Below are 11,982 nucleotides of genomic sequence, written 5' to 3'. Positions count from 1 at the left end.
CTGTACATACTCCGCTCGGAGAAAGAGGAAACCTATTACACGGGCAGTTCAGACGATCCGGAGAAGCGGTGTTTTTTCCACAACAACCGAAAGGAACAAGCTCTTATAAAAAGAAAAGCCCCGGCAAAACCGGGGCTTTGAATTTAACATGCATAATGGAATTATTAATCCAGGCTTCGCACGTTAATTGCACTTAAGCCTTTGGGTGTTTCTTCGACATCAAATTCCACAGCCTCATCGTCTTTAAGACCTTGATCAACACCAAGATTTTCAACGTTGTTTCTATGAACGAAAATATCTTGTTCCCTTCATCAGGATTGATAAATCCAAACCCTTTTTGGGAGTCGAAAAATTTTACTTTGCCTTGTTGTAACATATATTGTTTTATGCACCTGTAGGTTTCTCTCGTGAAAGGAGTTGGTTAACGCGTCGCTTCAGTAAAGTTTGCTTGTCAGGTGGGTAATTTATTTTAACACTACAAGTTAATGTTAATTACGTCTAATACCTATTTATACCTTTATTTATTTTACAGAATTATCCCATATTGGTTATTAAGGCCAACAAAAGATTCGTTTGTGTTTTGAATTTTTATAGTAAAATACTGGCTGTTGAAAATTATCATACCAAAGAAATAAGAGATATACTATGAAAAAATTAAAATGGGCAACGTTCTTGGTCCTGAGTTTGCTCTTGGTCTTGCTTGTGGCACAAAATACAGCTTCGGTTCAGGCACATTTTCTAGGTTATACCACAGAAATGTCGCTGGTCGTGCTGCTTTTTCTAACCGGGACAATAGGATTTGTAGCAGGGTTGGTCCTGGGTTTTCTGGTAAAAAGCAGTGGTAAACAAACTATCAAGGAGTGAATTGGCTCGTCTAGTTAATATAGTTAAAGAAGCTAATAAAATTCTAAATCATCCTTTGTGCAAGGGAAACTTATAAATGAAACCATAATTCGCTTTTTGAATGGGATTCGAACAGCTGCTTATTTTTGGAGTGTTATTATTAGCTTTTATCGGATTGGCAAGTGATCTATGGAGTCCGGATGCTATCTTGTTGACGGCCCTGGCCATCCTGACAATCAGCGGTGTCCTCAGCCTTGAGCAGGCTTTTCAGGGATTTGCAAATACTACATTAATAGCCTTGGGCAGCCTTTACGTCGTATCAGTCGCTATGCGCGAAAGTGGTGCGCTGGACTGGGCCAGTGCCTTTATTTTAGGACAGGAAACCAGGAGCATTCAGCGGATTTTGCTTCGCTTATGCCCCAGCGTATCCCTGTATTCAGCTTTTTTAAATAATACGCCGGTTGTGGCGATGGGGATTCCCGCTATTCGACAATGGGCGCTGAAAAAAAATATTGTCGTATCAAAATTACTTATGCCCCTCTCTTTTGCCGCTATTTTGGGAGGGCTCTGTACCTTAATCGGCACAAGCACTAACCTGATTACTCATGGGCTGTTGCAAAGCCACGGATTTGAGGGCCTTTCCTTTTTTGAACTGGCCTGGGTTGGTGTTCCCTGCGCTGTTGTAGGACTATTATATCTCGTTTTCATTTCACCCTTGTTGACGCCGGCCCGGCGGGATATCCGGTACGAAGAGGAACGGAGAAGGAATCTGTTGGTAGAGATTGAGATTACAGAAGAAGCAGATACAATTGGCAAAACCATACAGGAAACAGGGTTAGGTGAGTTTCAGGGTTTTTATCTTTCCCGTATTAATCGCACGAATCGTGAAATAGCTCCTGTTCCAAAAGACGAAAAACTACGCCAGGGCGACCATCTTTTGTATGCTGCTAAAGGAGGCATTGCCGCCACAGTGCCCAACTTGGTCGACTATTCAGGACTTCAGGTTGTTCAGCAGCCACCGAGAGATATCGACCAGAAAGAAAAGCCAGAACGGGAACTTCACCAAGTGGTTGTAAAAGAAGGATCATCATTAGTAGGGTCCACTGTAGAAGAAGCTAAGCTTCTTGAACGGTTCGGAGCCGCAGTAACCGGCGTGCGGAGAAGAGGTAAACGTATTGACCAGCCCCTTGGACCGTTTGTGCTGCGTCCCGGAGATGTACTGCTGCTTGATACAAACCGCGGATTTCGCGAAGCCTATGAGGATACCAAAGATTTTTTTCTGACCAGTGCGGCCGGTGGAGAAGCAGCCGGGGCAGAAACAAGCACCGAGGAACATCGCACGGGAGGAAAAAATTTATACGTCTCGGTTGGTGTATTAGCAAGCATTGTAACACTGGTTGCATTGGAAATAGTCCATATCGCGTTAGCCGGCATTCTAGGGGTCGCGGTATTATTGAGTTTTAACGTTGTTAACGCCGGTGAAGCTCGAAAATCCGTAGACTGGACGGTTTTGATTGTGATTGGTGCAGCTATTGGCCTGGGCAAAGCTATGGAGGTAAGTGGAACGGCCGAACTTATTGGAAGATGGATCGTGGACCTTACCAGCACATACGGCCACCGGGCGGTGTTGGCCGGGGTTGTTATTGTAACTGGCCTGCTTACTGAAATTATTACCAATAACGGTGCTGTGGCACTGATGTTTCCGATTGCCTTATCAGTTGCCGAAACCCAGGGGATTGAAGCACGCGGCCTGTTCATCGCAATTACCTTGGTCGCATCTATGTCTTTGATCACCCCCATCGGTTATCAGACGAATCTTATGGTATATGGACCAGGTAATTATAAGTTTACCGATTTCTTTAAAGTTGGTCTTCTTCTTGAATTAATGCTGTGGACTATAGTCATTTTCGTGGTGCCTATCTTTTGGCCGATGTGAGGTATAATTTTTAACCTATAATTCGATATGCTCAAATAAAAAAGGACAGAAGATCAACTCTGTCCTTAAGTTTTCGGAGATTGAGTTTGTTATAGGTTTGATCTGAAAATGGGATCTTCCAGTCTCAATATTAAAGCTATACATGCTAAAGCAAGCAGAATATGTATAAAGCCATTCATTCCAAATCCAATTGAACCGATCACCCACGCAATAATAAATATTGTTGCTATAAACCACAGTTGATTTCTCATAAATGGCTGGGTTAAATTGTTAAAGTTTTACTTTAAATCATAAGAACTTCATCTAGGGAACATCCTGTGGTTTACCACCTTCACTCCCGGTCACCAATATTATTTAGACCCGCTTTGGGTCATTTCTGCCCGTACATCTTGAATGGCAGTTTGAAGTTTCTGTATGGCATATTTCAGACTGTCTCCATCACTAACAACTTTTTCGGATGTTGGACCAATGGCAGCAATTCCCTTTGTAGTCAGATCAGTTGAGAGGAATGTCTGGATTTCTTTTACGTCAGACACATAGGTTTTAAATGCCTCATTTACGCCGATGCTATTTTCAGCAATTTTGTCATAGACTTTTCTCAGTTCTTCTCGTCGCTGATCACTGAGTTGTTGTATCTCCGGGTTGCTGTACTCACTTCCCTCTTTTTTCCACTCTTCGAAATAAGTATTGCCTTTTTCTTTCATTTGTTCGGCATGCTTGGCAAATTTTTGCTCTAAGGTCACCATTTTCTCCACATTATTCTTGTAAGACTCAAACGCTTTTTTTACATCAGTTTGGCCGGGCATTATAAGTTCATCGAGGGATGTCCCAGTAACATCAAGCTGCCGGGATGCCTCTTGAATATCATTGTCCATGGTTTCCATGGTTGTTCTGGTGTCTTGTGAACGCTGCATGCTTGTAGAAGCACAACTGGTAATGCCCAATGCAGTGATTATCAGTAATGCAGACGCCCAAGTATAGGTTCGGTTTAGTAATTTCATCTTAAACTCTTTCTATTGCCCGCGACTGGCGGGACAGGTGTGAATTAGTTTCACAGAAGTAATATCGGTATTCTAATTCCGGGAAGCATTACAGATCACCGTCGGAGAGTTATATATATCACATGTATTAGAGAGAAGGAGAATGAGAACCTGGAAAAACCAGCAAAAGTGGATCATCATTTGCCCGTTTAATGGGTGTTTGATTCGCATTCCCTCAAAAAAGCATTTGCTCCTATGTTTTCAGCTTGTTCCTTCGGTTAAAGCTTGTCCACAAGCAGTATCATCGTGGCCACAACTGTGACGATGGGACCTGTTATCCGCATATAATCGACAAAGGCCGGCCTCCTTTTAACTTCAAGAGTAACGAAGTCATTTTCTTGCAAGATGAAATCGCGCATTCCAGTTGGTAATTCTTGCGTATAGCGAAACCTGAAATTAACCACCTCATCAATGTTCAGCTCTTGGTTATGTCGGGATACGTTAACTTCAACCCGTAATTTAGACCAGTCAAGTGTGGTTTCGCCCGTGCGGAAACTGGTTGGGCCGCGTGCTAAAGAAATCAGTTCGATGAGTGTGGTTCCGGCCGGGACCATAAATCGTCCGGGAGCGTTTACATCTCCCCACAGGTTGATCAACACCGACTCTTCGCCCGGTTTCGATATTTGCACAATCCCTTCAACGAGTCGATACTGCGGGGGAATTGGTATCTTGTCTTGTGCCCCGGCCGCTTCGGCAACAATCAATCCACTGATGAACACGAATATGACAGCAAGCTTTTTCATTTTTCTTTCCATAAAATCACTATATGCCACTTCCGCTTTGGGACATCTCTTTACGTGCACTCTGAATTATACTTTGGACATTGTGCATGGCATGTTGGAGGCTGTCACCCTTGCTAATAACACGATTTGCGATCGGGGCAATAGCGGCCACTCCGTTGTTAGATAAATCATTGGAGAGAAAACTCTGTATTTCTGTTAAATCCAAGGTATACGTTTTAAACGTGTCTTTAATGCTGTTACCCTGTGCAGAAATTCGGCCGTAAACGTCACCCAGTATTGAGCGTCGCTGGTCACTCAATTGTTGTATTTGTGGATTACTATATTCAGTTTCCTCTTTTTGCCATTCTTCAAAATAATCGGTGCCGCGTGTAGTTAATTCGTCCGCATGCCGGCCAAACTTGGTCTCGGTAGCAACTATTTTGGCAACGTTATCCGAAAAGACTTCCAGTGCCTCCTTCAGGTCGGGTTGATCGGGTCTGAAAAGATCACCCAGCGCGGCCCCGGTTGCATCCAATTGCAAGATCGCCGACGTAATATCATCGTTCATGGTTTGAAGCGAGATTCTGGTCTTATCGGAGCGTTCCATCCCTGTTGACTGACATCCGCCTATAATAAAACCAGTGATAAGTGCGGACAGAAGAAAAAGGTTAACTTGTTTGGTTGGGGTCATATGTGCTTCCTTTTAATTTAATCTGATTTATTATTTACAAAGATCCCTATTTTACACCCCACAAGTGTTATATCGCATCATAAAAGGCTTACATATATCACAGATTTGCCAATGGAGAAATTGCCAAATATGCGGCATGAAATTAGAATATTTAAACGTAGGATCGTATTCTAACATACAGGTGTTTTTTAATGAGGTGAGAATGAGTATTAATTTTTCTTGCTCTGTTTAAGAATGACACTACATGAAACTATACATTAAATATATGGTAAGCCTGCGTTGCAAGATGCTGGTCAAGGAAGAGTTAAAAAAGCTTGGTATAGATTGTTTATTAGTCGATCTTGGCATGGTCGAGATTCGGGATAAGATTACTGAAGAACAGCTTGAAGCATTTGATAAAAAACTGAAAAAATCCGGACTAGAGCTGCTCGATGACAAAAAGAATATCCTGGTTGAAAAAATAAAAAGTGTGATTGTGGAAATGATCCATTACCAGGATGAAGTACCAAAAGTAAACGATTCCGACTATATCAGCGAAAAACTGGGGTACGACTATACCTACCTGTCCAATATATTCTCTGAAGTGAAGGGAATCACTATACAGCAGTATATAATTTTACATAAGATTGAACGAGTAAAGGAACTGTTATTGTATGATGAGCTGACCCTGACCGAAATCGCTTATAAACTTCACTACAGTAGCGTCGCTCATTTGTCTAACCAGTTCAAAAAGATTACCGGTCTCACTCCTACCTATTTTAAAGACCTGAAAGAGAAACGGGAAAAGAACCTCGAGGACCTGTGATTTTCAAGTGCAGTAGAGAAGCGATTTCTACGTAAGAAAAACAAATTATTGGAAATCAAACTCATATTCAGGTTCAGAATAGGTAAACTCCGGATCTCCAAATTTTTTGAGCGTGCGATAATGGGAGGCTACTGCTTCAAAAAACGTGTCGTGCTGATTATACGGGATATTAAACTCTTTGGCCGTCTTTTCTACAATGTGACTGATAGCCGGGTAGTGCACGCTGCATATTCTCGGAAACAGATGATGCTCAATCTGAAAATTTAGTCCGCCGACAAACCAGCATAATGGTTTATTATCGCGTGCAAAATTATTGGTAGTCACCATCTCGTGAATCATCCAGTGTTCGTCAATCATGTTTTCTTCGTTCGGCTCCGGATGATCGGTTTCCTCCACAACATGAGCAAGCTGAAATATGATACCGAGTATCAGACCGGCCGTCAGGTGAAGTGTTGTAAATCCAATCAGCAGTTGCACCCAGGTAATATCAAGCAGAAGCATCGGTAGTACCAGCATGTAGGTATAGTATATGCCTTTCGTTACAAAAAGAATGATCCATTCGCTGAGGGGATGACTTTTGTTTTCGTATGGACCGAGATTCTTTTGGAGGAAATACTTGTAATCTTTGACAAACACCCAGAAAAAGGTGGCCAGGCTATAGGCAAAAAATGCCAGAATATGCTGAACGCGATGGATCGGCTTATACTCAGAATGCGGTGATAGCCGGATAAATCCTGCCACCTCCAGATCTTCATCGTGTCCGTGAATGTTGGTGTAGGTGTGGTGGATAATATTGTGGGTTATTTTCCAGATATACCCATTCGCCCCCAGCAGATCGAAGGTAAATCCCAGGGCCCTATTGATATGCTTGTTTGAAGAATAAGCGCCGTGAAGGGCATCGTGCGATATCGAGAATCCGATCCCGGCCATGCCGATTCCCATCAAAAAGGTTAAAAACCACATGAAGTTGAGCGAAAACTGTCCCGAGATGATCAGTGCGTAGGAACCGAAGTAGAGGGTCAGCAATACGATGGTTTTGACTACCATCTCCAAGTTGGCATGCTTGGAGAGATCACGTTCCTCAAAATATTGGTCGACCCGCTGTTTTACGGTTTTACTGAATTCCCGGCTGGTGCTGTTGTTGAACGTAACTTTTTCGACGGCAGACATATCTTTTAATCTTTATGCGTATTCAATATGAAACTTACAAAACTTCAACAAGAGGGTATTACATAATTTTTGGTATATTTTGCATATTTTCAAATTCCACCATCAACTGCATTGGCCAGCTCTGATCCTGCTAAGGTTTGAGCGGAAAACAATTTTCAAGGTCACTTTACTATTACTAATCATCGAAGCGGAGGGCGTTAATTATTGCTATGCAGTGGAACTTTACATGATATAACTACCCCTTTTTCTGATTCGGAAGATTCTTTAATTTCAAATGTACCATCTATTAATTCTATCCTGTGCCGCATTATATGGATGCCCATTCCATCTTCTTGCTCTTCTGAAACTGTCAATCCTTTTCCGTCATCCTCGATAATCATATGCAGGAATTTATCATCCACTTCCAATGCAATTCTTACATTCTTGGCACTACCGTGTATAGCGGCATTTTTTGCGGCTTCACTGGCAACACGATAGAGATTTGTGGCTATTTCCAGATCATCGATATTTTCCATGACCTCAATACCTTCCAAGATGCAGTTTAATCCAAAGGTTTTCTCTAAATGCTTAGAGAGACTGTTAAACGTCTTTGCCACTCCGCCCTCTTCAATATTCACGGGAATAACTTCGTGTGATAAATTACGGACATCGTCCATGCCTTTATTAAGAAGATCTGTAAGTTCATTAAACTGCTCTTCATAAACTTTTTCATCAATATCGAGATCATTTCTGAGGCGTTGCAACGCCATTTTGGCAACCACTAACAATTGGGCTAACTCATCATGAAGAAATTGACCAAGCTTCCAGCGTTCATTAATGTTGGTTTTCAAAATTTGACGCTGCAGTTTTTTATTCTGCTCAATCTTTTCCGCCAGTTTTGCTTCAGCACCCTTAAGATCAGTAATATCCACAAAGCTGATAACCACACCATCAGTCTCACCATCCACTGTACGATAAGGTGTCATCCGCAAAATATAAGTATTGCCGCTTTCATCGGTCACCTCTTTTCGCTGCTTCTCTTTATTTTCAAGTACCCTGTTGATATCACTTATAATTGAATCGTAGGTAAGCCGGTGCGTAAAGTGCTTGATAGGTCGGCCTTCATCAGAAGCGGTCAGGTTAAAAAGCTCACTGGCGTTAGAGGTGAAACGTCGCAGAGTTAGTTTCTGATCAACAAAGATTATTGTGACCTCAGTGGCTTCCATCAGGTTTTTCAGATCACTGTTGGTATGTTGAAGCTCTTCGATTTTGGATTCCAGTTCTTTGTTCACCGTTTTGAGTTCTTCATTTACCGACTGCAGTTCTTCCTGACTTGTTTCCAGTTCCTCAGTTGTCGACTGCAACTCTTCATTCATCGACTGCAGCTCTTCGTTATAGGATCGCAGCTCTTCATTAGAGGTTTCATAATCCTCTATAGTCATCTGAAGCTGCTCTTTAGTTAGCATCAGATCTTTTTCAAGCGCTTCAATAATCTCCTTTCCCTCCTTGGGAAGATCATCTCTATTAATCGACTCACTGACATCGGGGGTATCAATCTCTCTGATTTTTCGAAACACGAGGTACATAAGATCATTGGGAGAATCTTTCTCTTTTACCCTGTGCAAATTCACCTCAACCATGTGTGATGATCCACCGTCTAAATTAACTTGTACTTGCTTGCATATAGGCAGATCCGTTTCTTCTTTCTTAGCTTGATGAAACATGTTTCGCAGCGGATGATGCAGTTCGGGAATTATCATATCAAAAATATTCTGGCTCGGCTTCCCTTCCGGATAATTTAAATACGTATGGATACCCGCTGTAGAATGAAGTACTTCCTGATTGTCATTAATAAGCACACTGGGTGGGCCATACTGTTGGGTTATCAGCCGCTGATGCAGTTGTTTAATATTAACATTGTTTTTAGAAGGCATTTTCCAGGAACGGGTATCAAAAGGTCTGTTCTTATTGAACTGTAAAGGGATATCCGGCAGATTTACCTTCGTATGACTGGTTCGTTGCTGATAAATTTTGTGTTCCTTATCTACAGCTTTAAACTGTTCGGTAGCTTTAAGGTTGGAACCGGAACTTCCCAACCATAAGTAACCTCCCGGCTTCATTGCATAATGGAAAAGGTTGAATACTTCGCTCTGAAGTTCTCTATTCAGATAAATCAGCAGGTTTCGGCAGGAAATAAGGTCCAGTTTTGAGAAAGGAGGATTTTTGAGCAGGTCATGTGGAGAGAACAGGATCATGGTCCGTAGTTTCTCACTAACCTGATACTCGTAGTTCTCTTTTGTAAAAAAACGCTGAAGCCGTTTTTTTGTTAAATCTTCGGCGATAGATTCAGGATATCTTCCTTCACGGGCGACCTGTAATGCCTGTTCATCAATATCAGTAGCAAAAATCTTTATCTCGGGAGGTTGATCTATATTTTCAGCATATTCCCTCAAGAGCATGGCAATAGAATAGGCCTCTTCTCCAGTGGCGCAGCCTGGTACCCATACACGCAACTCTTCATCAGAATTCTTGTCTCTGAATAATTCGGGTATCACCTTTTGCTTCAATGCCTCAAAAGCTTCCGGATCCCGAAAAAAGTGAGTTACACTAATCAGTAGATCTTTAAACAACTCGTCGGCTTCTTCGAAGTTATCTTTCAGAACCTTAAGATATTCCGATAGTGATTTGACATTATGAACATGCATTCGCCGCTCAATGCGCCGTAGTACGGTGGTTTTCTTGTACTGGCTGAAATCGTGCTGTGTTTCTTTCCTGATCTTCTTGAAAATCTCGAAAAGCACTCCTTGTTCCTCTTCTGATAAATCCTCCGGCTGAAGAGGAATACGAACCGCCCAAAGATTCTCCTTATAATCCATTAATACCCGAGGCATTTCATCAACAGGAAGAATCTTATCCGCAAGCCCCGTATCAATAGCACTTTGGGGCATACCGCTATACTGTGCTTCCTCCGGATCCTGAACAATACTTAAACCACCCTCTTCCTTGATGGTCTTCATGCCTAGTACGCCGTCGCTTCCAGCCCCGGATAGTGTTATACATACTGCTTTGTCCCCTTTCTCTCGACCCAGAGAGCGATAAAGGCGATCTATAATATGCGGGGGACGCTCATCATAATCCTGTTCCGACAATTCAATGTGATTATCTTTGACCAAAAGATTCTTTTTAGGCGGTATGACATATACATAGTCTTCTTTGATTTGAGTTTTATCTTTTACCTGCAAAACCTCCAAAGAAGTATGGTTTTGTAACAGTTCTGCCATACTGCTTTCATGATCCGGCGAAAGGTGGACGACCACGATAAAAGCCATACCGGTTTTTTCGGGGAGGGAAGCAAAGAAAGTTTTGAGTGCTTCCAGACCACCGGCCGAAGCACCTATACCTACTATTAGTGGCTCATTCTGATTAAATGTGTTATTGTCTTCCATTTTTTCTTGTCTTGTTATTGTACTTCGAGAGTTCGAGTATTAAAAGGCATGCCTTCCCAAAATAACCACTTTAAATTAACTAGTTTAAAGAGTGAAACCCTCACCTAAATAATTTCCCTAATTAACTGAACCTAAAAGTACCTAGATTATTTTAATAATCTCTATTAATCTTCAGTTATCTAAAATATATAGTCAGAGTCCTCACACAAACTCTGCTTATCCATCAAAGTGGATAATGCGTATTCCCAAAGCCAATCTCACCCTGGATCTGTCCACCATGTTTGCCGATCAGGAGATGGCAGTATCAGTAAAGTATTACGAGGGTGCGCTGTCTGTTTCCGGGAGTATGAATGAAGAGGAAATCAGCGGGAATGGATTCATTGAAATGACGGGGTATGAATCGGATTAAACCGCAAAGATAGAAGAACATCATTCTCATTTGAGACATCATCTTTTCTTTCGGCATCTGCTAAATCCAATATTATTACCAGTTTATACTAGATCCTGATATTAATATTTATTACCTTGACGGCGGTCCAAATACTACAAAAAGCTTTGCCTTCAAAGCCTCTGATGACGACTTCCTCAAGAGTCCGGCAATAACTTTGTTACATCATTTGCAAGAAAAGTTTCTGTAAACCAGTATGTTTTATGAATGAAGATAACACAATGATCACCTTTACGGCCTTAATCCCTAAAAAATCAGATCAGGATTTGATTCTGGAGTCACTTATAGGAGAAATCAACGTTAGACCTTCCAAGGAAATAAAAATGAGTTTAAGACTTAAGGAGGTAAAGCATTATTATGAATGTCCTGAATATAAGGGACTGACCAGACTTATTACCACTGATGACCGAGTATTTATAATAGATGAAGAGTGGGAGATGTTTGACTGGAGGTACAAGCAGGAAACCGGTCAGGATCTGGTAACCTGGAAAGACCATTATACGGATAATGGAAAAATTATAAGGACCTATTCTAATTAAACGAGATCTTACCCCACTACTGTGATTGCCAATGTTAAGAGAGATTGCTCAAAGAAATAAAAAGCTATTCATGACATCGGTATAGAAATCCGCGGGATTCAGCTGGATAATATCTACAAAGCCTATTCTAACTTCCTTTCTAAGTTGCCATTAGCTTTTTAACTGTCCGTTCATTATTTAACAGCTGAAGATTCAGCTTGCACAGGTTAATAGTATATTATTTGCCTGGCTAAGCTGAACATTTCAGTTCATAACTAATGAGAAAAAGATAGATGCTATGGAAGGAAAATATATTCTAGCATTAGACCAGGGGACCACCAGTTCGCGGGCGATTGTGTTTGACAAAGCAGGAGACATTCGGTC

Annotated in this window: 13 protein-coding genes; 6 read left to right on the top strand and 7 right to left on the bottom strand. The window is 41.6% G+C overall.

The window, feature by feature from the left end; genetic code table 11:
• Entirely contained in the window at positions 1-141 is a 141-nt protein-coding gene (locus tag ACT3ID_RS18885; protein ID WP_491543626.1) for a GIY-YIG nuclease family protein, read from the top strand.
• 23 nt (positions 142-164) lie between these two features.
• On the opposite strand, the gene ACT3ID_RS18880 is transcribed toward ACT3ID_RS18885, so the two are convergent.
• On the bottom strand, positions 165-296 hold the full coding sequence (locus tag ACT3ID_RS18880) for a cold-shock protein (RefSeq protein ID WP_491543625.1): 132 nt from the start codon (positions 294-296) through the stop codon (positions 165-167).
• A gap of 349 nt (positions 297-645) precedes the next feature.
• On the opposite strand from ACT3ID_RS18880, the gene ACT3ID_RS18875 reads away from it, so the two are divergent.
• Both ACT3ID_RS18875 and ACT3ID_RS18870 read left to right on the top strand, forming a co-directional pair.
• On the top strand, positions 646-864 hold the full coding sequence (locus ACT3ID_RS18875) for a LapA family protein (RefSeq protein ID WP_491543623.1): 219 nt from the start codon (positions 646-648) through the stop codon (positions 862-864).
• A 100-nt stretch (positions 865-964) separates the two neighbouring features.
• Positions 965-2,779, top strand: a complete 1,815-nt coding sequence (locus tag ACT3ID_RS18870; RefSeq protein ID WP_491543622.1) for an SLC13 family permease — start codon at positions 965-967, stop codon at positions 2,777-2,779.
• Positions 2,780-2,868: 89 nt separating this feature from the next.
• On the opposite strand, the gene ACT3ID_RS18865 is transcribed toward ACT3ID_RS18870, so the two are convergent.
• The 4 genes from ACT3ID_RS18865 to ACT3ID_RS18850 form a co-directional block, all read right to left on the bottom strand.
• On the bottom strand, positions 2,869-3,030 hold the full coding sequence (locus tag ACT3ID_RS18865; RefSeq protein ID WP_491543621.1) for a lmo0937 family membrane protein: 162 nt from the start codon (positions 3,028-3,030) through the stop codon (positions 2,869-2,871).
• 99 nt (positions 3,031-3,129) lie between these two features.
• On the bottom strand, positions 3,130-3,780 hold the full coding sequence (locus ACT3ID_RS18860; protein WP_491543620.1) for a DUF2959 family protein: 651 nt from the start codon (positions 3,778-3,780) through the stop codon (positions 3,130-3,132).
• Positions 3,781-4,037: 257 nt separating this feature from the next.
• Positions 4,038-4,574 (bottom strand): hypothetical protein, encoded by a 537-nt coding sequence (locus tag ACT3ID_RS18855; RefSeq protein ID WP_491543619.1) that lies wholly within the window; start codon positions 4,572-4,574, stop codon positions 4,038-4,040.
• Positions 4,575-4,581: 7 nt separating this feature from the next.
• Positions 4,582-5,232 carry a hypothetical protein gene (locus ACT3ID_RS18850; RefSeq protein ID WP_491543618.1) on the bottom strand — a complete coding sequence of 217 codons (651 nt, stop codon included), beginning with the start codon at positions 5,230-5,232 and terminating at the stop codon, positions 4,582-4,584.
• A gap of 244 nt (positions 5,233-5,476) precedes the next feature.
• Between ACT3ID_RS18850 and ACT3ID_RS18845 the strand changes: the two genes are divergently transcribed.
• Entirely contained in the window at positions 5,477-6,037 is a 561-nt protein-coding gene (locus ACT3ID_RS18845) for a helix-turn-helix domain-containing protein (RefSeq protein WP_491543617.1), read from the top strand.
• A 45-nt stretch (positions 6,038-6,082) separates the two neighbouring features.
• On the opposite strand, the gene ACT3ID_RS18840 is transcribed toward ACT3ID_RS18845, so the two are convergent.
• Both ACT3ID_RS18840 and ACT3ID_RS18835 read right to left on the bottom strand, forming a co-directional pair.
• Positions 6,083-7,207 carry a fatty acid desaturase family protein gene (locus ACT3ID_RS18840; RefSeq protein ID WP_491543616.1) on the bottom strand — a complete coding sequence of 375 codons (1,125 nt, stop codon included), beginning with the start codon at positions 7,205-7,207 and terminating at the stop codon, positions 6,083-6,085.
• A 197-nt stretch (positions 7,208-7,404) separates the two neighbouring features.
• Positions 7,405-10,632, bottom strand: a complete 3,228-nt coding sequence (locus ACT3ID_RS18835; protein ID WP_491543615.1) for a CheR family methyltransferase — start codon at positions 10,630-10,632, stop codon at positions 7,405-7,407.
• A 145-nt stretch (positions 10,633-10,777) separates the two neighbouring features.
• Here ACT3ID_RS18835 and ACT3ID_RS18830 point away from each other — a divergent pair, with 145 nt between their 5' ends.
• Both ACT3ID_RS18830 and ACT3ID_RS18825 read left to right on the top strand, forming a co-directional pair.
• Positions 10,778-11,041 (top strand): lipocalin family protein, encoded by a 264-nt coding sequence (locus ACT3ID_RS18830; protein ID WP_491543624.1) that lies wholly within the window; start codon positions 10,778-10,780, stop codon positions 11,039-11,041.
• Between the two features lie 242 nt (positions 11,042-11,283).
• On the top strand, positions 11,284-11,619 hold the full coding sequence (locus ACT3ID_RS18825; protein ID WP_491543614.1) for a hypothetical protein: 336 nt from the start codon (positions 11,284-11,286) through the stop codon (positions 11,617-11,619).
• Positions 11,620-11,982: the final 363 nt, after the last annotated feature.

The organism is Fodinibius sp. GM108 (genome assembly GCF_058386985.1).
Note: the sequence above shows the minus strand (reverse complement) of the source record. Positions and strands in the feature narration are given on the sequence as shown.